The following is a 19,284-nucleotide window of genomic DNA, read 5'->3' as shown; positions in this document are numbered from 1 at the left end:
AAACACTGAGATGACGATGCAAAACTCTGGACAGACGACTTCGGCAGAAAGTTCGTTGCAAAAGAAAAATTTTTTAAATACCAATAAACCTTTGTTTATTGGCGCGGCTATTTTAATGAGTGGTTGTCTTGCGCTCGGCTATACAATTGGACACCGCCAAGGTCTTACTGTTGTAGGTTACGATGCAGATGCAGAGCAATTGGTTGAAGTGGTGCAAAAGCAAAAAACAGCTTTAGATGCGGTTAATAAAAGCCTGAACGCTGCAGTACAAGAGCGTGATGTTGCTGTAACAAATGCAAATGATCTGTTTGAAGCTCTTAATCAGGCCAATGCTGATAAAACACAGCAAGAAGGTATGAGTAATATCTATCGCGATATCTTGAGGCAACGCGGTGGTCTAAGCCTGACGATTCAAAATTTGGCGATCAAACCTCTGCCTGAAAATGCTTATGAATATCAGTTAGATTTAGTACAGGTGAGCCCAAGCAAGCGCCGTGCTTCAGGATCGATTGAGATAAGACTCATTAAAGATACAGAAGTTTTGGTTGTACCACTTGAAGCTAAAAACTTTAACTTTACTGACTTTGAGCGCTTAACAGGTCGTTGGACAATGCCTAAAGGTTTTACCCCTCAATTTATTGAGGTACGTTTAACAGGCGGTTCTGATACACCAGTTATTAAACGTTTTAGTTGGCAGCGCGGTAAACCTGTCGAAACATCTTCTGCTTTTGTGGCAGAAATTCCTCAAGCTGAAGCAAATTCACAATAGTAACATCCTATGCGAACAAATAAGCGTCAAACAAACTTAAAAGATATCAAGGCTTCTTTTCAGCAGTCTGGTTATGTCGATTGGCACTTCCATCCACGCTTAAGTGATTCGCAAAACGAAGATCATGACGGAGAGGTTGTTGTACAAACAGCACCTCCTGAACTCAAGCGTCCGCCGTTATATGCAGTCGTATTAATGAATGACGATTACACGCCCATGGACTTTGTAATTGAAATTTTACAACAATACTTTGCAATGAATCTTGACCAAGCAACTCAAGTAATGCTAACAGTACACTATGAAGGTAAAGGTATTGCTGGGGTCTATCCAAGAGACATCGCGGAAACCAAGGCAAACCTTGTTAATAATTACGCTCGATCGCAAGGTCATCCATTACTTTGCCAGATTGAGCCTAAAGCATAAGGGGGTTACATGCTCAGTCGTCAATTAGAAGTATCATTACGTTTGGCTGTTAGCATGGCTCGTCAAAAGAGACATGAGTTTCTTACAGTTGAACATTTATTGTTAGCGCTACTCGACAACGATTCGGCCGTGAATGCGTTAAAGGCATGTGGGGCTGATATAGTTTCTTTACGTAAAGAATTAGAAGAATATGTAGAACAACATACTCCTAAGCTTGGCGAAAATAGCGAACAAGCGCCTCATCCAACAGAAAGTTTTGACCGCATTTTGCAACGTGCTATTTTCCATGTGCAATCAAGTGGCGGCGATCGTACTGTTGAAGGTGCGGATGTTTTGGTTGCAATGTATTCAGAGCGTGATTCTTTTGCTGTGTATTTGCTTAAACGTCATCAAATCAATCGATTGACACTGACTCAATACTTGTCTCATGGGACACGTAAAGATGAAGTGCAAGTTGAAGAAGAAGTTGAAGATATTGAGGGTGAAACGAGTACGGGCAATGCAGGACCATTAGAGCTTTATACGCTGAACTTAAATGTTGAAGCGCAAAAAGGCAAAACTGATCCACTTATTGGTCGTGAAAAAGAAATTGAGCGTACAGCACAAATTTTGTGCCGCCGTCGCAAAAATAATCCATTACTGGTAGGTGATCCGGGCGTTGGTAAAACCTCGATTGCTGAAGGTTTGGCATGGTTAATTGTGAATGGCAAGGCGCCTAAACCTTTGAGTCAGGCTGAAGTCTATAGTTTAGATATTGGTGCATTAGTTGCTGGGACCAAATATCGCGGTGACTTTGAAAAACGTTTAAAACAATTGCTTAATGCTTTGAAGAAAAATCCAAATGCGATTTTATTCATTGATGAAATTCATATGATCATTGGCGCGGGCTCAAGTATGGGCAGCACAATGGATGCTTCGAATCTCATCAAACCAGCTTTGGCAAATGGTAGTTTGCGTTGTATCGGTTCAACGACGTTCCAAGAATATCGTCAGGTTTTTGAAAAAGACCATGCGTTATCACGTCGTTTCCAGAAAATTGATGTCAATGAGCCAAGTATTTCTGAAACAATTGATATTTTGCGTGGCTTAAAATCTAAATTTGAAGATTTTCACCACGTACAATATGACGATAAAGCATTGGTATCAGCTGTAGAGCTTTCTGCTAAATTCATTAATGATCGTTTCTTGCCAGATAAGGCAATTGATGTGATTGACGAAGCTGGTGCTCAGCGTCGTTTGAAGGCTGAAAGTGATGATAGTTTGATTACGGTAGAGAATATCGAAGATATCGTTTCTAAGATCGCTCGTATTCCACCAAAAACTGTTTCTAAAGATGATAAGTCAGTGCTTGAAAATCTTGAGCGTGATTTAAAACGTGTTGTGTTTGGTCAGGATGAGGCGATTACCGCTTTAGGTTCAGCGATCAAGTTATCTCGTGCTGGATTGAAATCACCAGATAAGCCAGTAGGTAGTTTTGTTTTTGCTGGCCCAACAGGTGTGGGTAAAACTGAAGTCACTAAACAACTGGCGAAGTTGTTAGGTGTAGAGCTTGTGCGTTTTGATATGTCTGAATATATGGAACGTCATGCAGTTTCACGTTTGATTGGTGCACCTCCGGGTTATGTGGGTTATGACCAAGGTGGGCTGTTAACTGATGCGATCCATAAGAACCCACACTGTGTTTTGTTGCTAGATGAAATTGAGAAAGCACATCCAGATGTGTTTAATCTCTTGCTACAAATCATGGATCATGGTGCTTTAACGGATAATAACGGACGTAAGTCAGACTTTAGAAACGTTATTATTGTCCTGACTACGAATATTGGAGCAGAAAGTATTTCTCGTGCGAGTATTGGTTTTACTGAACAAGATCATAGTTCTGATAACCAAGAAGCGATGAAACGTGCTTTCTCACCAGAGTTCCGTAACCGTCTAGACAGTGTTATTCAATTCAAGTCATTACCAACAACTGTTATTGAGTCTGTAGTTGATAAATTCTTGACAGAGTTACAAGCTCAACTAGATGACAAACAAGTTGTACTTGATGTCGATCAAAGTGCTCGTGATTGGTTGGCAACAAACGGTTATGACCGCTTGATGGGTGCGCGTCCAATGCAACGCCTCATTCAAGAACACTTGAAGAAACCATTAGCTGAAATGATTTTGTTTGGTGAACTGGCAGATCATGGTGGTAATGTGGCTGTATCAGTGAAAAATGAAGATGGCAAAGCTGTTGGTTTAAAACTTGAAGTGTTTGAAGATCATCATACGGCAGAACCAGCATAACTCATGTTAATTGATAGTCTTGCTATAACCCGAATACTGAGTGTATTCGGGTTATTTATTATCACAGCAATTGCTGAAATTCTTGGTTGTTATTTCCCTTATCTGATTTTAAGAGAAGGCAAGTCTGCTTGGCTGTGGTTACCTACAGTTTTAAGTTTGGCTGTTTTTGTATGGCTGCTGACCCTACATCCAGCCGCTTCAGGGCGCATTTATGCTGCATATGGCGGTATTTATATTTTTACTGCGTTAATGTGGTTGCGTTTTGTGGATCAGGTCGGATTAACAAGATGGGATATATTGGGTGGTCTAATAGTGCTTTGTGGAGCTGGCTTAATTATTTTGCAACCTCAAGGGCTGATTCGTTAAGACAATGAGTGAATCAAATCTTAAGCGTGAAAATAAGAGGTTTTTTCAAAAAAAAGACTTGTCAAAGCCTTCAACAATGCGTATTTTAGATTTAAGGAATATTTTTTTATATTTGAGATAAAGATGTTAAATCTATCTGTGAACACTAACGCATATTATTATTTTTGGCAATTTAGATAGTTGCCTGAGCGTATTCGGGCATGAGAAAGTTGCCCATCACAGTTAATACCTGATCGGCAACCCCGATCAGGTTTTTTTATGCTTTATCTTTTTGAATCGAGGAACTTAAAATGAACAACAACATGACTTATTCGTACTTTAGCAACTTTTATTGGTTTTACTTTTGCTTACCTTTACCAACGAATAGATCCAAAACGCTCAAATAAATGATCGGACTGAATAGATTGCAGTCCCAAGGAAAAACCAATGAATGCCCTAAATACTTTATTGACACAAAGCAATACAAAAGAAATACCAGTTAGTTTACCTGCCCAGTTAAAAGCAAAATATCCGCTTGCACAATCTTTCGCGCGTCAAATTGCCGAACACCGTCAAACTATTCAAAATATTCTTAGCGGCAAAGATCGTCGGTTAATGGTAATTACAGGGCCTTGTTCAATTCATGATCCAGTTGCAGTACTTGAATACGCTGAAAGATTGCAAAAATTACAAGAAAAAGTAAAAGATCAGATTTTTATCGTGATGCGTGCATACATTGAAAAACCACGTACAACTGTGGGTTGGAAGGGTTTTATGTATGATCCAAATTTAGATGGCTCATCAAATTTACAACTTGGTCTAGAGAAGTCTCGCGAACTTTACCTCCAAATTATTGAAAAGGGTTTACCAATTGCGAGTGAAATTTTAAGTCCAATGGCAACTGGTTATTTTGATGATTTATTAGCTTGGGGCGCAATTGGTGCTCGTACAAGTGAGTCTCAGATTCATCGTGAAATATCAAGCCACATGCCCTACAGTATTGGTTTCAAAAATGGTACTGATGGCTCAATTCAGATTGCTTTAGATGCAATTCAGTCAGCACAAAATGAACATCAATTTCTAGGAATGAATCAGCAAGGTTTACCTTCAGTGATTCAGAGTACTGGCAATCCATTACCACACTTAATTTTGCGTGGAGCGAATCATGGACCAAACTTTGATTTAGCTTCAATTCAGGCAATACGAGAAAAACACAAACAAAATCTTCCTGCATTGGTCATTGATTGTAGTCATGGCAATAGCAGTAAAGATCCGTTACGTCAGCCAGAAGTTTTACAGCAAATCGTTGCTGAACGTTTAAAAACACAAGTAAAGGGTGTCATGATTGAAAGTCATTTAGTTGATGGCAGCCAAAAGATTTCTTGTGATATGACTTATGGGCAGTCAGTAACTGATGGTTGTTTAGGATGGGGAAAAACAGAGCGACTTTTGTTAAGTGTCTCTGAACAATTAAAAGTGAAAGAGTTAGCTCATTCTGCTTAATCATTTATAAGTTTAAAAAAGGGATCTGTGAGCAGATCCCTTTATTTTTTAAGAAGCATGATTTAATTCTGATAAGAATGTGGTGATTTCATGCCCAAATTTTTTCGGTTCGGTCAGTAAAGGTGTATGGCCTGAGCGTTCAAAATATATTGTTTTTGCATGCTCGATACTATGTGCAATAAGTGTCTGCCCAGTTTCAGGGTAAAGTGTCGAATTGCGACCTATAAAGAAAGTCGTAGGGCACTGTAATTGTTGAAGAGCTTCACGATAATCTTCATTGTGATAAAGATAATTTTCGACATACCAAAATAAATAATCTAAACGCTGAATGGGTAATAAATATTTTTGTAGAAAAGGCTGTTTGAGAGCTGTTTTAAAAACCAAAGGACTAAATGGATTGTTACTTTGCAACTCAATAAAATCTACCCACAGACGAACCAATTCTTGTCGATCTGGAAGAAATAATTCATAAAGATATTTAGCAGTTTTGTGTTTAGATAATAACTGATAGATATCATTTAATAACTGTTTGAACTGAGTATGAAGAGGACCGAATAGACCATATTCCCATGTTGAATCCACAGATATTTTTGGTGTTTGATCAATATGTAAATAAGCCTTTAACTGCTGTGCCAGATGAGCATGTTTCATACCATGCATGGCCGTCGTGGCGCCCATTGAATAACTCATTAAGATAAAGTTATCGAGTTTTAATTGTTCTATTAAATGAGCGACATCTTGCCAATGGCTAGAAATTGCATCTTGCTCAGGAATTGCGCAGTTTTTTGAACCACCAAAACCACGCCAATCTGGAATAATAAACTCATATTCTTTACGGTTTGCATAGATAAAGGGTAGCCATTGCCAGCTTTGCATGCCAAGACCAGATAAAACCAAAACTGGCTCACCACGACCAATTCGGCGTACAAATAAATTTTCCTGATCGGGCATGGTGTAATATGGCATGGCTATTCTCCAGATACGCTATCTTGGGCAAAGCGTTTTAATTGAGGGATGACTTGTTCCAACCACTTAATCCATTCACTTTCCATAGTAATCCCAAGTTCTAAGATCATTTTGTGAATGTATAACACACGGTCATTTAGATCATTGCTGTCTTTAAAATCTTTGTCATAAATACTTTGATAAAGTTTCAGCTTCTCTTGATGTAAACCAAGATGCCTCAACAGTTCAGGTAATATCTGATTATTGCTCAATTGTGCTTCAGCACGCAATCTAACCATTAAATCATCACGAAGCTGTGCAGGTTCACTTTGTTGAGTCATCCATGAAGCTAGCTCGATACGCCCCAGTTGTTCAACTTGATAAGTCTTTTTGCGACTATTTTCCATTTCATTTTCTAACGTTGAAACCCAACCTTTTTTGAGCATGTGGTTGAGTTCACGATAAATTTGCTGATGAGTGGCATTCCAGAAAAAACCGATTGAACGGTCAAAGCGGCGGGCAAGTTCGAACCCTGTGCTTGGTCGTTCAAGCAAGCTGGTCAATAAAACATGGGGAAGTGACATAGCAATCCGGTTTGTAAGCAAAAGTAAGTGTGACTTATGAGATTATGCAACATGTTGCATAAAAGTCAAAATTTGATTATAAATTGATGCAACAAGTTGCATTAGCAAGCTAGTTGCTAGCCAAAGGAGAAAATATGTCAGCTTATTCACATTTATTAAAGCCACTTGATTTAGGCTTTACTACTTTAAAAAACCGTGTGCTTATGGGGTCTATGCATATTGGATTAGAAGAAGCGCCGCAGGGATATGAACGCATGGCTGCGTTTTATGCTGAGCGTGCAAAAGGCGATGTGGGGTTGATTGTAACTGGCGGTGTTTCTCCAAATGATGATGGTGTTGTATTTAGCCATGGTACCAAGCTCGATACAGTTGAAGAAGCTGAAAAACATAAAGTGATTACCCAAGCTGTCCATGACGCTGGGGGTAAAATTGCTATGCAGATTTTACATACTGGGCGTTATTCTTATCAGGCAAATAACGTTGCACCTTCAGCAATTCAAGCACCGATTAACCCGATTAAGCCGAAAGCTTTAAGTTCTGCCGAAGTACAACAGACCATCGATGACTTTGCAAACTGCGCCAAACTTGCTCAGTATGCGGGTTATGACGGTGTGGAAATCATGGGTTCTGAAGGTTACTTAATCAATGAGTTTATTGCTGTCCGTACAAACCATCGCGATGATGAATGGGGTGGTAGTTACGAGAACCGTATTCGTTTTCCTATTGAAATTGTAAAACGCACACGTGCTTTAGTGGGTGAAAACTTTATTATTATTTATCGTCTATCGATGCTTGATTTAGTTGAAGGTGGTTCAAGTTTTGATGAAGTAATTCAGCTTGCAAAAGAAATTGAAAAAGCAGGCGCAACGATTATTAATACAGGGATTGGCTGGCATGAAGCTCGTATTCCAACCATTGCAACGAAAGTTCCTCGAGCTGCGTTTACGTGGGTTACTGAAAAACTCAAAGGTCAAGTCTCTATTCCTTTGATTACGTCCAACCGAATTAATACCCCAGAAATGGCTGAACATGTATTGGCATCTGGTCATGCTGATATGGTTTCTATGGCACGTCCAATGCTGGCTGATGCTGAGTTTGTCTTAAAGGCAAGTGAAGGCCGTAGTGATGAAATTAATACCTGTATTGGATGTAACCAAGCGTGTTTAGATCATATTTTCTCAATGAAAATCGCAACTTGTTTAGTGAATCCGCGCGCATGTTATGAAACTGAACTTATTTTTAAAGATGCACAAGTTCAAAAGAATATTGCTGTTATTGGTGCAGGACCTGCGGGTTTAAGTTTTGCTGTATATGCAGCAGATCGTGGACATCAAGTTAAAATTTTTGAGGCAAGTCATCAAATTGGTGGGCAATTTAATATTGCAAAGACTGTTCCTGGAAAAGAAGAGTTCTATGAAACCTTGCGTTACTTTGGTCGCCAAATTGAGTTGCGACCAAATATTGAGTTAGTTTTGAACCATAAAGCAACTTATGAAGAGTTGAGCCAAGCAAATTTTGATGAAATTGTGGTTGCAACTGGTGTAACGCCTCGTCAATTACAATTTGAAGGTATTGATCATCCTAAAGTACTCAGCTACTTACAAGTTTTAAAAGAACGTGTAACAGTGGGCCAGCGTGTAGCGATTATTGGGGCGGGTGGTATTGGTTTTGATACGGCTGAATATCTTACTCACGAAGGTGAAAGTGGCAGCTTAAACCCAGAAAAGTTCTACGAAGAATGGGGAATTGACACTCAATATGAGCATGTAGGTGGTTTAAAGCAGCCAAAAGTTGAGACTTCTGAACGAGAGATCTATTTATTACAACGTAAGACAGCTGTTGTAGGTGCCGGTTTAGGTAAAACTACAGGATGGATTCATCGTGCAGGTCTGAAAAATCGTCAAGTCAAAATGCTTGCCGGGGTTCAATACGACAAAGTAGATGATCAAGGACTTCATATAACAGTAGATGGGCAACCAAGCGTACTTGAAGTTGATCATGTTGTGATTTGTGCGGGCCAAGAGTCTTTCACTGCAATGTATGAACAATTAAAAGAAGACGGAAAAAATGTTCATTTAATTGGTGGAGCTAAAGAGGCCGGAGAGCTAGATGCAAAACGCGCAATTCGCCAAGGTGCCGAGTTAGCCGCGACACTATAAATCTATAGGGGCATTTCTTTGAAAAGGAAATGCCCATAATTTTATTAATGAAATTATGGGAAAAATAACAATGACAATTGAAGCAACAAAACAGTCTTTAGAAAAATGGCATCACATGATTCAGGCGGGTGATTTATCAAATCTAAATGATTTATTAGCCGATGACGTGATTTTCCGTTCTCCTGTTGCCCATAAACCGTATGAAGGAAAGCAGGTCGTTTTTTTCATTCTTACGAATGTTATTCAGGTGTTCGAAAACTTTACATATCATCGTGAGTTTTATACGGAAGATGGCGAAAATGTAGTGCTTGAGTTCAGTGCGAATGTAAGTGGCAAGTCATTAAAAGGAATTGACATGATTCGGTTTAATGAACAAGGAAAAATTATTGATTTTGAAGTAATGGTACGCCCAATGAGTGGGTTAGCTGCACTGGCTGAACAAATGGGTGCAAGAATTGCTAAGTTTCAACCTTAATAATTTTATTAAATAGCCTAAGTAATGCAGAGATCATTAAAATGTGGTTAAAACTTTCAACTTTAGCATTGTTACCCGTATTATTTATTCAGGGAACAAAGGTTCGTAAGAATACACCACGCTTGCTAGAAGCCATTGGTGATAGAGAAGGTCTCGTTGGCAAGGGAAGACCTTTGTCATTGCTTATTTTGGGTGATTCTGCAGCGGCAGGTGTTGGAGTTGAGACTCAAAAAGATGCTTTATCTGGCGCAATTATTTCTGAGTTGCAAGATGAGTATTCTTTATGCTGGAAGCTTCATGCAAAAACAGGCGATACCACCAAGCAGGTTTTTCAAGCTTTACAGCATTTAGAGCAGCAAAATTATGATGTTGTCGTTACATCTATTGGCGTTAATGATGTGACAAAATTAACGTCAGCAAATTTATGGATAAAACAACAAAAGCAATTATTTAAACATATACAGGCACGTTTTCAGCCTAAACTCATTATTGTTTCTGGTGTTCCACCAATGCAACATTTTCCAGCTTTACCAAATCCATTGGCTTGGTTGTTTGGAAAATATGCAGAGCAAATGAATCAGGCATTATATAAATGGTTAGAATCACAAAACCAATTTAGATTTATTCAATATGATATTGAAAGTTTTCAAGCGATGAATTTACCTATGGCAAGTGATGGCTTTCATCCGAGCAAAGAAATTTATGCAATTTGGGGACAGCAGGTTGCAGCACTAGTGCGGCAATCATTTAACTCATAATCAGAGGTCGTGATTGGATATGGGCATATCTACTTTAAATAAAATTAAAGCTTTCGGTTCAGAATTATTTGATTCGGTGTTAGGTGCTGAACAGCCAAAAGTCTATTATGACCCAAAAGGGAAAATTAAAGATGTTTTGGATAAATTGCCCCAACTTAAGCAAAAATATCGTCCTACGCCATGGTTAGCTAACAATCATGTTCATCTTTTATATTTCGATATTATTAGAAAAAAGACCATCAAGCTTGAATATGACCGTATTGACCAGCTCAGCATGAAAGATGGTGGGGTAACTGCGATTGCATGGTATGGCTATAATCTTCCAAAAACTACTCCTACAGTTGTCATCATGCACACGATTACAGGAACACCTGAAAGTATGCGTGAACTGGTGAAAGATCTACATCAATATACGGGATGGAGAATAGCACTATGCTTACGCCGTGGGCATGCTGGTCTACCTATGCCTGTACCACAGATTTCTCTTTTCGGCTCAACAAGTGACCTTAAAGAACAGCTTACGCATATTCAAAATTTGTTTCCAGAATCCGATTTGTATGCTGTTGGTTCCTCTGCCGGAACAGGATTATTAGTTCGTTATTTGGGAGAGCAAGGCACTGACACACCATTTAAAGCTGCTTTTGCAATGTGTCCAGGCTACAACACTGAGATTGGTTTTAAAAATGTTCATCCGTTCTATAGCAAAATGATGACCAAAAAGTTATTCAAATATTTTATTCATCCTTATCAAAGTACTTGGAGCAAGGTTTCTTCTTTAGAAAAAGTTCTAGCGACGACTAGTCTGGAAGAGTTTGAAAAAGAATACTTTGAAATGGCTGGTTTTCGGGACTATCAAAGTTATTGTCAGGCAATTAATCCAATTTATGTATTTGAAAATGTCAAAATTCCATTAATGATTCTTAATGCTGAAGATGATCCAGTATGTTCTATTAAAAATTTAGAGCCTTACAAGGAAACTATTCAGCAAATGAGTAATATTGCAGTGGTAACCACTAAAAAGGGAAGTCACTGTGGTTTTTACGAAGGGTGGAAAAGCACATCATGGGCAGCCAAATTAATATCGAATTATTTTATGGTTGACCATAAACGATGACTATATTGCTGTAATTGGTTAAAGAAAGCCCATTCAGTAGATGGGCTTTATGTTTTTATTAGATCAGGATAAAAGTAATTTTGAGTTTTTTAGTCCAATTTTGATTTTAGTGCTGGCAACGAGATCTTTTTCGTCAGTTTGGTTGGGGTGAAAATCAAAGCGATAATAGTCAAAGAATTTCGGAGTTAAAACTTTATATTGTGTTGTCATAAAACCAAGAAACTTACGCCAAGATTTAAAATTAAGAAGTTGGCGATCCCGTTTCATAAGAACGAATTGATAAATTGTTGAGAAGCCTGTAATTAAAAATAGACTTAAAGTAAAGACTGTAATGCGAGGGAGATACGCACTCAGCCCATTTCCATACAAGTGTTGATAAAGATCAAAAGCCACAGCTTTATGTTCGGTTTCTTCAATACTGTGCCACAACCATAAATTACGAATAGTTGAGTCTGTCATCAGTTCATTAACAGACTGCATCATGCTAACCACAAGTACCGCTGTATAGTGCTCTAAGCCAACTGTTACGAGCAAATTCCATTTTTTGCTGAAAACTTTTTCAATCGTTTTCAAAACGATGCCAGTTACTTTTTCTAAAGATTCTGGATCTAAACCATGTTGCTGTGCACTCACGTGAAAAGCATGATGTTCTTTAGAGTGCATGGCTTCTTGACCAATAAAAGCACTGATTTCCCGATCTAGAAGTTCATTCGACTTTGCTTTGGCACGTAATGCTCGAACTGAACGAACAAAATATGATTCGCCTTCAGGGAACAATGTAGATAAACCCGTAAAGTAATGTGTAAAAGTGGGTTCGTTATTACACCAATAACGAGGCACATTTTCAAAATTATAGTCCATACGACGGACTGGAAATGAGGCGGGCACGCGATTTGATACAGTATTCATTTTAAGCTCCAATCTTCTTTTAATTTTAGTTCCAAAAAGGAACTTGATTAAAAATTACATCTCAGACTATGGAACGTCAATGCTTATTCAGATGAAAGAAGTAGATTGTCCTAAATTGATATCTAGGAAAACTTTAAAGATAAATTGGAATAAGAAAAGTAAAACTGATTATTACGTTAATAATTTTAATCATATTTAAAAAGCCCAAATCAACTGTTCAATTTGGGCATATTTATACGGGAACTTAGTTTTTAAGCGCAGGTGTAGCCGCAGCAATTGCAGCGGCAACAGCATCATCTTCAGTTTGAGATGGTTCAGTTGGCTTAGCAGGTTTTGACTGCACTTTCTCAGGCTTAGGCTCTGCTTTTGGCTCAGGTTTAGGTTCTGGCTTTGGCTCAGGTTTAGGTTGTTCAGAAACAGTTGTTTGTGAATTTTGCTCAGATTGGGCAGGGCGAGTTTCACGGCGAATTTCAGTTGTAGTGTTCGCTGTTTCTTCGTGATGAACTTCAACTTGCGTTGGTTCCTGCGTTTGAGCTTCTTCAGTTTTAACACTTTCTAAAGACTCAAACTTTGCAGGTTCAGCAGGCTTCGGTTCTGAAACAGCAGTTTCAACCTTTTCTTGCTCTTCTTCTGGTGTTTCTTTTTTGACGCATGCGGTTAACAATAGTCCAGCCGCAATTGCAGCACAGATTAAAAGTTTTTTATTTGCCATTGTCCTAAACAACATTTAATTGAGGAGCTCGCATTATAACAGCAAAAGAGAATGAAAAAATCATGTGAGATTGACCTAATTTTTTATTAAAAATGCTGATAGAATAGCCAGTTGTTTAATGATCTTTGAATTGGTGCGGTTTGACTTTGCTTTATAGGGGCAGAGTACAGTAAAATTGCCCAACATTGTAGGCCGATTTCGGCTTGATTGTACGAGAAACTTAATGACCCATTTTATTTTTGTTACTGGTGGTGTGGTTTCATCGCTAGGTAAAGGTATTTCTGCTGCTTCAGTTGCTGCACTTTTGGAAGCCCGTGGCTTAAAAGTCACAATGGTTAAAATGGATCCTTACATTAATGTCGATCCGGGGACGATGAGTCCTTTCCAACATGGTGAAGTTTTTGTCACAGAGGATGGTGCCGAAACTGATCTAGACTTGGGTTATTACGAACGTTTCTTACGTCGTGCGAAAATGACCAAACTGAATAACTTTACTAGTGGCCGTGTTTATCAAGATGTTTTAAATAAAGAACGTCGTGGTGACTACTTAGGTGGTACGGTTCAAGTTATTCCACATATTACAGACAACATTAAAGAACGTGTACTTCGCGCAGGTGAAGGTTACGACGTTGCAATCGTTGAGATTGGTGGTACGGTTGGTGATATCGAATCACTTCCATTTATGGAATCAGTTCGTCAGTTAATGGTAGAGCTTGGTCATAAACGTACCATGCTGATGCATTTAACATTGTTGCCATATATCAAATCTGCGGCTGAGTTAAAAACCAAGCCAACTCAACATTCAGTGAAAGAACTTCTTTCAATTGGTATTCAGCCAGATATCTTAATCTGCCGTACCGAATATGATGTGGATGTTGATACTAAACGTAAAATTGCATTGTTCACTAACGTGGAAGCGCGTGCCGTTGTGGTATGTAAAGATGCAAAAACGATTTATCAAATTCCACGTACATTCTATGAACAAAACGTTGATGACTTGATCTGTGAACGTTTTGGGTTTAATGATCTCCCGGAAGCTGACTTAACCGATTGGGATAATGTAGTTGAAGCCTTGCTGAATCCTGAATACACGGTACGTGTTGCGATGGTTGGTAAATATGTTGAACTTCCAGATGCTTATAAATCTGTGAATGAAGCACTTTTACATGCGGGTATCCAAAACCTTGTGAAAGTACAGATTGATTATGTCAATGCTGAAGAACTTGAAAGCCAAGACGTTTCTATTTTGCAAACAGCCGACGCAATTTTAGTCCCAGGTGGCTTTGGTGAACGTGGTACTGAAGGCAAAATGAAAGCTATTCAATATGCACGTGAAAACAAAATTCCATTCTTGGGCATTTGTTTAGGTATGCAATTGGCTGTAATTGAATATGCACGTCATGTTGCCGCAATGCCAGAAGCATCTTCTACAGAGTTTAACCGTTCTACAAAGTATCCATTGATTGGTTTAATTACCGAATGGTTAGATGAGCGTGGTGAATTACAACAACGTAGCGTAGAGTCTGACTTAGGTGGAACTATGCGTTTAGGTGCACAAAAATCTGAATTGGTTGAAGGCACAAAAACACGTGAAGTCTATGGTAAAGCAGAAATCACTGAGCGTCATCGTCACCGTTATGAAATGAATAACCGTTTCATTGAGTCGATTGAACAAGCTGGTATGAAGATTTCTGGCTACTCTTCGGCACAACATTTGGTTGAAACTGTAGAAATTCCTGAACATCCTTGGTTTATTGCTGTACAATTCCACCCGGAATTTACAAGTTCACCACGTGATGGACATCCATTATTTGCTAGTTTTATTGGCGCTGCGAAAAACCAGCATCAAAAAAGTAAATAATGCGATTTTAAATAAACTGGGAAAGTTTAAATGTCACAATTAAAACCACAAGAAGTTGTACGTTTAGGCGATATACAAATGGCAAATCATTTGCCATTTGTATTATTTGGCGGAATGAACGTACTTGAATCAAAAGATTTAGCTTTCGAAATTGCAGAAACGTATGTGGATATTTGCAAACGCTTAGATATTCCTTATGTATTTAAAGCGAGTTTCGATAAAGCAAATCGTTCTAGTCTGCATTCATTCCGTGGTCCTGGACTTGAAAAAGGTATTGAATGGTTAGGCGATATTAAAAAACATTTTAATGTACCTATCATTACTGATGTTCATGAACCATACCAAGCTGAAGCAGTTGCAGAAGTAGCTGATATTATTCAGTTACCGGCTTTCTTAAGTCGCCAAACTGATCTTGTTGAAGCGATGGCAAAAACACAGACTATTATTAACATTAAGAAAGCTCAGTTTTTGGCACCTCATGAAATGCGTCATATCCTGAATAAATGTTTAGAAGCAGGAAACGATAAACTTATTCTTTGTGAACGTGGTTCAGCATTTGGCTATAACAACCTTGTTGTAGACATGCTTGGCTTTGACACCATGAAAGAAATGAATGTTCCTGTTTTCTTTGATGTAACACATGCGTTGCAAACTCCTGGTGGTCGTGCTGACTCGGCAGGTGGTCGTCGTGCTCAAATTACAACTTTAGCACGCGCTGGAATGGCAACAGGTTTGGCTGGATTGTTCTTGGAAGGTCATCCGGACCCAGAAAATGCAAAATGTGATGGACCTTGTGCATTACGTATGTCGCAGCTTGAGCCGTTCTTGGCACAAATAAAAGAATTGGATACTTTGGTTAAAGGATTCAAAAAGTTAGACACCCATTGAGTTTTTACTCATTTACGCTGCTTTAATCGCAGCTCATATTCATTCAACAGAGGAATTGTTCATGAGCCAAATCGTTGACATCCGTGCACGTGAAATTTTGGACTCTCGTGGTAACCCAACCATCGAAGCAGACGTAATTTTAGAATCTGGGATTGTTGGTCGTGCATGTGCACCATCTGGTGCTTCAACTGGTTCTCGTGAAGCTTTAGAACTACGTGACGGTGATAAATCACGTTACTTAGGTAAAGGCGTTAAAACTGCGGTTAACAACGTAAACACGATTATCCGTGACGCTTTAGTGGGCAAATCAGTATTTGAACAAAAAGACATCGATAATACGATGATCGAACTTGATGGTACTGAAAACAAAGAAAAATTAGGTGCAAATGCAACTTTGGCTGTGTCATTAGCTGCTGCACGCGCTGCTGCTGATGAAAAGAAAATTCCTCTTTTTCAATACATCGCTGACTTACGTGGTCAAACGATTTTGACTATGCCTGTACCAATGATGAACATCATCAATGGTGGTTCACATGCAGACAACAACGTTGATATTCAAGAGTTTATGATTGAGCCAGTAGGCTTCACTTCATTTGCTGAAGCATTGCGTGCAGGTGCTGAAATCTTCCATTCACTAAAATCAGTTTTAAACAAAAAGGGTTTAAACACTGCTGTGGGTGATGAAGGTGGTTTTGCACCAAACCTGCGTTCAAACGAAGAAGCAATCACTGTTATTCTTGAAGCTATTGGTCAAACGGGTTACAAAGCTGGTTCTGACATTATGTTGGCGCTTGACTGTGCATCTTCAGAATTCTACAAAAATGGTCAATACATCCTTGCAGGTGAAGGCAATAAAGCATTTACAAGCAACCAGTTCTCTGATTATTTAGCTGGTCTTGTAAACCAATATCCAATTATCTCGATTGAAGACGGTCTAGATGAGTCTGACTGGGAAGGCTGGAGTTACTTAACTTCAATTCTTGGCGACAAAATCCAATTGGTGGGTGATGATTTGTTCGTTACAAACCCTAAGATTTTACAACGTGGTATTAATGAGAAAGTAGGTAACTCTATCTTAATCAAGTACAACCAAATTGGTACGTTGACTGAAACTTTAGATGCAATCTATCTTGCTAAAGAAAATGGCTATACGACTGTAATTTCTCATCGTTCTGGTGAAACAGAAGATTCAACTATTGCTGACTTAGCAGTAGGTACAGCGGCTGGCCAAATTAAGACTGGTTCACTTTGCCGTTCTGACCGTGTTTCTAAGTACAACCAATTACTTCGTATTGAAGAGTTGACTAAAGCTGCTTACCGCGGTAAAGCTGAGTTTAAAGGTTTAAACTAATCTTTAAATAAAAAGTTAAAATTAGTTTTTTAACATTTTAGGGTGCTATTTTTCTGTTTTTAATAGGAAATAGCACCTTTTTATTATCCTAACCGGCGTGTTTTTAAAGACTCAGCCCAACTGTGATGTTTGCAACGGGTACATTCTTGATCGATTTTATTTAAAATTTTAGTTTCACCACATTTCATACATGAATAAAAAGTATTGATTTTAAGTACGTCCGCTTTGCAATAAGCATCAGGGAATAATGGCAAGCCCCATTTTACATCCTCATCTTCAAAATAAAGCAGACTGAGAATACCATCGGACTCCAGCAAAGCTGTTCTCACTTGTCCAAGATGTTCAACATTTTGTTGACGCATTTCCGAGAAAAACTCATCATGTGAATATGATTGTTTTTGGAAATCTTTGTAGACTACAAGGCCATCCTTAACAATACAAAGTGCTTTTCCTTCAAGCAAATCTTCAATTTTTTTATGCTTTACCATGCTCCATGTAGCAAATCGATAAAGAAAAAGAATAACGATAAACGCGACGAAGGCATGGGCAATAGGTAGGTCCTTAGTAAACATTGGGTCACCGGCAGCTGAACCTAAACATAAAATAATTGCGAGTTCAAAAAGGGAGAGCTGACGTATACCTCTCTTACCAGATAATCTTAAAAAACTAATAATGATTATGAACATCACGGTACATCGCACTAGAATTTCTAAAACAAAGTTCCAGGTCGTGTCACCTATGAAAATATTAAAAAAATCCATTTTTTCTCCTTTTGATAGGTGAAAGAAATCTTTATAAAATTCTTAGCAAATTAAAAATAGAAAAAATATACTTTTTAAGTAGTTATTGGTTAAAAATTCGAAATATATGCAACTTTTTATGAATTTTTCTCAAACAATTTTTTATGAGTCAACTTCCTATTGATCATCTGATCAAAAGAAGGTGCATCAAAATAATAGACTTATCAAGAGGCATTTTAAAAGTTATATGAGTTTGTATTTATAGAGAGGAGTACAAATATTAGGAGTTATATTCCGAGACGTACTTTCTTATTATTCTTATTATTGAATAAATTAAGCTTAACAAAGATATAAGCTGTAAATATGTCTGATAATAAGATTTAAGAAAATAGTTTAATGACAATGAGAAGTATAAGGGATCGAATCTAAACGTTTTTGAAAAATAGATGGATTCATAATATTTTCATACATTTGTTGATAAGTTTTTTTGTGATCCTCAATGTTGTGATAATTGATAATTTCTTGGAGTTTATCTTTATATTCAATATGTCCAGCATGGAACATCGCTGCATAATGTCCCCATAAGGCATATTGATATCGTAATGCTGCCTTTGGAATTAAATTTATTTCGTTTAAATAGCTATGAGCCGTTTTTTCATAACATGCTTTTACTTCATGAGCATCTTTTTTCATTTTACTTAAGAAAATGCATTGTATCTCTTGTAGGTTTGAACTATCTGTTTTTGCTAGTATTTTTTCAGTAACTATATAAGCTTCATTAAGACAACCTAAGTGTACAAGTATTTTACGTTTAGTTTTTAAAAAGTTTAAGTTGTTATCATTAGAAGGTATCTTTTTTAATAAATTTTTTAATTTTAAATGAGCCGTAATTTGGTCTTGTTCAGTATTTAGGTTGTAAATAATATCATTATATTCATATATATAAGTATTAACTTGTCTATGTTTCTTCTGAGTATCCTTCATATTAACTATTTTTGAAGGGCTATCATCAGTAGGGTGATCACAAGCGCTTAAACCTAAGCTTACTAAAGAAAACGCTAAAATTTTGTGCACTACAATTTATACCCTTATTCTCTTTTATGAGATTTGATAAGAATAATAAAATATAAAATAAAATACTGTGTAGTTTTTTATTTCTCTCCTTATTGAGCAGTTCCATGGTAAATCTTAATTTGAAAATTAGTTTATATTTTTTATTGAATCAATAACATAAGGCCCTTTGTTTGAGCACTATAATTCAACAGGATCTGTACTCAACCTGTTAGAAATCCTTTTTTGTGCATGGATAGCTATTACATGCTTAATACTTTATAGATTAATAATTTAATCTACATAAATAAGAATAATTATTAACTTGAAGTTGATAACAATTATCATTCATGTTAATTTTTGTGCCGATCTTTTGCTATTGTGTAACAAGGAACATGGTAGTGAAAGGCTA

18 protein-coding genes are annotated in these 19,284 nt (G+C 37.7%); 12 read left to right on the top strand and 6 right to left on the bottom strand.

Annotated features, from left to right (window positions below):
• Positions 1 to 10: 10 nt before the first annotated feature.
• The 5 genes from MSG66_RS17395 to MSG66_RS17375 all read left to right on the top strand — a co-directional run bounded on the left by MSG66_RS17395 (position 11) and on the right by MSG66_RS17375 (position 5,326).
• Positions 11 to 769: a DUF6776 family protein gene (locus MSG66_RS17395; RefSeq protein ID WP_133746738.1), complete on the top strand. Its 759-nt coding sequence runs from the start codon at positions 11 to 13 to the stop codon at positions 767 to 769.
• A 9-nt stretch (positions 770 to 778) separates the two neighbouring features.
• Positions 779 to 1,192 (top strand): ATP-dependent Clp protease adapter ClpS, encoded by a 414-nt coding sequence (gene clpS, locus MSG66_RS17390; RefSeq protein ID WP_002121129.1) that lies wholly within the window; start codon positions 779 to 781, stop codon positions 1,190 to 1,192.
• Between the two features lie 9 nt (positions 1,193 to 1,201).
• Entirely contained in the window at positions 1,202 to 3,478 is a 2,277-nt protein-coding gene (gene clpA / locus MSG66_RS17385; protein WP_042896081.1) for an ATP-dependent Clp protease ATP-binding subunit ClpA, read from the top strand.
• A 3-nt stretch (positions 3,479 to 3,481) separates the two neighbouring features.
• Complete coding sequence (locus tag MSG66_RS17380; RefSeq protein ID WP_003652074.1) at positions 3,482 to 3,844, top strand: YnfA family protein; 363 nt, start codon at positions 3,482 to 3,484, stop codon at positions 3,842 to 3,844.
• Positions 3,845 to 4,270: 426 nt separating this feature from the next.
• On the top strand, positions 4,271 to 5,326 hold the full coding sequence (locus MSG66_RS17375; RefSeq protein ID WP_324654754.1) for a 3-deoxy-7-phosphoheptulonate synthase: 1,056 nt from the start codon (positions 4,271 to 4,273) through the stop codon (positions 5,324 to 5,326).
• 48 nt (positions 5,327 to 5,374) lie between these two features.
• Here MSG66_RS17375 and MSG66_RS17370 read toward each other — a convergent pair whose 3' ends face one another.
• The gene (locus MSG66_RS17370) at positions 5,375 to 6,292 is read right to left on the bottom strand and encodes an alpha/beta fold hydrolase (protein WP_133973326.1); all 918 of its coding nucleotides are present in this window, start codon (positions 6,290 to 6,292) and stop codon (positions 5,375 to 5,377) included.
• A gap of 2 nt (positions 6,293 to 6,294) precedes the next feature.
• Positions 6,295 to 6,855 (bottom strand): PadR family transcriptional regulator, encoded by a 561-nt coding sequence (locus MSG66_RS17365; protein WP_042896087.1) that lies wholly within the window; start codon positions 6,853 to 6,855, stop codon positions 6,295 to 6,297.
• Between the two features lie 134 nt (positions 6,856 to 6,989).
• Between MSG66_RS17365 and MSG66_RS17360 the strand changes: the two genes are divergently transcribed.
• The 4 genes from MSG66_RS17360 (at position 6,990) to MSG66_RS17345 (ending at position 11,361) form a co-directional block, all read left to right on the top strand.
• On the top strand, positions 6,990 to 9,014 hold the full coding sequence (locus MSG66_RS17360; protein WP_324654753.1) for an NADPH-dependent 2,4-dienoyl-CoA reductase: 2,025 nt from the start codon (positions 6,990 to 6,992) through the stop codon (positions 9,012 to 9,014).
• Between the two features lie 70 nt (positions 9,015 to 9,084).
• Positions 9,085 to 9,489 (top strand): nuclear transport factor 2 family protein, encoded by a 405-nt coding sequence (locus MSG66_RS17355; protein ID WP_324654752.1) that lies wholly within the window; start codon positions 9,085 to 9,087, stop codon positions 9,487 to 9,489.
• A gap of 41 nt (positions 9,490 to 9,530) precedes the next feature.
• On the top strand, positions 9,531 to 10,247 hold the full coding sequence (locus tag MSG66_RS17350) for an SGNH/GDSL hydrolase family protein (protein WP_324654751.1): 717 nt from the start codon (positions 9,531 to 9,533) through the stop codon (positions 10,245 to 10,247).
• A gap of 19 nt (positions 10,248 to 10,266) precedes the next feature.
• Positions 10,267 to 11,361: a YheT family hydrolase gene (locus MSG66_RS17345; RefSeq protein WP_324654750.1), complete on the top strand. Its 1,095-nt coding sequence runs from the start codon at positions 10,267 to 10,269 to the stop codon at positions 11,359 to 11,361.
• A gap of 63 nt (positions 11,362 to 11,424) precedes the next feature.
• Here the strand turns inward: MSG66_RS17345 and MSG66_RS17340 are convergent, their stop codons facing one another.
• Both MSG66_RS17340 and MSG66_RS17335 read right to left on the bottom strand, forming a co-directional pair.
• Positions 11,425 to 12,270 (bottom strand): metal-dependent hydrolase, encoded by an 846-nt coding sequence (locus tag MSG66_RS17340; RefSeq protein WP_197731010.1) that lies wholly within the window; start codon positions 12,268 to 12,270, stop codon positions 11,425 to 11,427.
• A gap of 244 nt (positions 12,271 to 12,514) precedes the next feature.
• A complete protein-coding gene (locus tag MSG66_RS17335; protein ID WP_262472122.1) occupies positions 12,515 to 12,982 on the bottom strand; it encodes an internalin in 468 nt (155 codons plus the stop codon).
• 223 nt (positions 12,983 to 13,205) lie between these two features.
• On the opposite strand from MSG66_RS17335, the gene MSG66_RS17330 reads away from it, so the two are divergent.
• The 3 genes from MSG66_RS17330 (at position 13,206) to eno (ending at position 17,082) form a co-directional block, all read left to right on the top strand.
• A complete protein-coding gene (locus tag MSG66_RS17330; RefSeq protein ID WP_042896100.1) occupies positions 13,206 to 14,843 on the top strand; it encodes a CTP synthase in 1,638 nt (545 codons plus the stop codon).
• A gap of 30 nt (positions 14,844 to 14,873) precedes the next feature.
• Positions 14,874 to 15,731 (top strand): 3-deoxy-8-phosphooctulonate synthase, encoded by an 858-nt coding sequence (gene kdsA / locus MSG66_RS17325; protein WP_324654749.1) that lies wholly within the window; start codon positions 14,874 to 14,876, stop codon positions 15,729 to 15,731.
• A 61-nt stretch (positions 15,732 to 15,792) separates the two neighbouring features.
• A complete protein-coding gene (gene eno, locus MSG66_RS17320) occupies positions 15,793 to 17,082 on the top strand; it encodes a phosphopyruvate hydratase (RefSeq protein WP_133973340.1) in 1,290 nt (429 codons plus the stop codon).
• A gap of 83 nt (positions 17,083 to 17,165) precedes the next feature.
• Here eno and MSG66_RS17315 read toward each other — a convergent pair whose 3' ends face one another.
• Complete coding sequence (locus MSG66_RS17315) at positions 17,166 to 17,843, bottom strand: DUF421 domain-containing protein (protein ID WP_324654748.1); 678 nt, start codon at positions 17,841 to 17,843, stop codon at positions 17,166 to 17,168.
• Positions 17,844 to 18,215: 372 nt separating this feature from the next.
• Entirely contained in the window at positions 18,216 to 18,896 is a 681-nt protein-coding gene (locus MSG66_RS17310) for a hypothetical protein (protein ID WP_324654747.1), read from the bottom strand.
• Between the last annotated feature and the right edge of the window lie 388 nt (positions 18,897 to 19,284).

It is taken from the genome of Acinetobacter sp. IK31 (genome assembly GCF_035615195.1).
GTDB classification, from domain to species: Bacteria; Pseudomonadota; Gammaproteobacteria; order Pseudomonadales; family Moraxellaceae; genus Acinetobacter; species Acinetobacter calcoaceticus_C.
Note: the sequence above shows the minus strand (reverse complement) of the source record. Positions and strands in the feature narration are given on the sequence as shown.

Bases quoted from the DNA above. Each gene is read 5' to 3' on its own strand.
- MSG66_RS17395 (WP_133746738.1), top strand. From the start codon at position 11: ATGACGATGCAAAACTCTGGACAGACGACTTCGGCAGAAAGTTCGTTG.
- clpS (WP_002121129.1), top strand. From the start codon at position 779: ATGCGAACAAATAAGCGTCAAACAAACTTAAAAGATATCAAGGCTTCT.
- clpA (WP_042896081.1), top strand. From the start codon at position 1,202: ATGCTCAGTCGTCAATTAGAAGTATCATTACGTTTGGCTGTTAGCATG.
- MSG66_RS17380 (WP_003652074.1), top strand. From the start codon at position 3,482: ATGTTAATTGATAGTCTTGCTATAACCCGAATACTGAGTGTATTCGGG.
- MSG66_RS17375 (WP_324654754.1), top strand. From the start codon at position 4,271: ATGAATGCCCTAAATACTTTATTGACACAAAGCAATACAAAAGAAATA.
- MSG66_RS17370 (WP_133973326.1), bottom strand. From the start codon at position 6,292: ATGCCATATTACACCATGCCCGATCAGGAAAATTTATTTGTACGCCGA.
- MSG66_RS17365 (WP_042896087.1), bottom strand. From the start codon at position 6,855: ATGTCACTTCCCCATGTTTTATTGACCAGCTTGCTTGAACGACCAAGC.
- MSG66_RS17360 (WP_324654753.1), top strand. From the start codon at position 6,990: ATGTCAGCTTATTCACATTTATTAAAGCCACTTGATTTAGGCTTTACT.
- MSG66_RS17355 (WP_324654752.1), top strand. From the start codon at position 9,085: ATGACAATTGAAGCAACAAAACAGTCTTTAGAAAAATGGCATCACATG.
- MSG66_RS17350 (WP_324654751.1), top strand. From the start codon at position 9,531: ATGTGGTTAAAACTTTCAACTTTAGCATTGTTACCCGTATTATTTATT.
- MSG66_RS17345 (WP_324654750.1), top strand. From the start codon at position 10,267: ATGGGCATATCTACTTTAAATAAAATTAAAGCTTTCGGTTCAGAATTA.
- MSG66_RS17340 (WP_197731010.1), bottom strand. From the start codon at position 12,270: ATGAATACTGTATCAAATCGCGTGCCCGCCTCATTTCCAGTCCGTCGT.
- MSG66_RS17335 (WP_262472122.1), bottom strand. From the start codon at position 12,982: ATGGCAAATAAAAAACTTTTAATCTGTGCTGCAATTGCGGCTGGACTA.
- MSG66_RS17330 (WP_042896100.1), top strand. From the start codon at position 13,206: ATGACCCATTTTATTTTTGTTACTGGTGGTGTGGTTTCATCGCTAGGT.
- kdsA (WP_324654749.1), top strand. From the start codon at position 14,874: ATGTCACAATTAAAACCACAAGAAGTTGTACGTTTAGGCGATATACAA.
- eno (WP_133973340.1), top strand. From the start codon at position 15,793: ATGAGCCAAATCGTTGACATCCGTGCACGTGAAATTTTGGACTCTCGT.
- MSG66_RS17315 (WP_324654748.1), bottom strand. From the start codon at position 17,843: ATGGATTTTTTTAATATTTTCATAGGTGACACGACCTGGAACTTTGTT.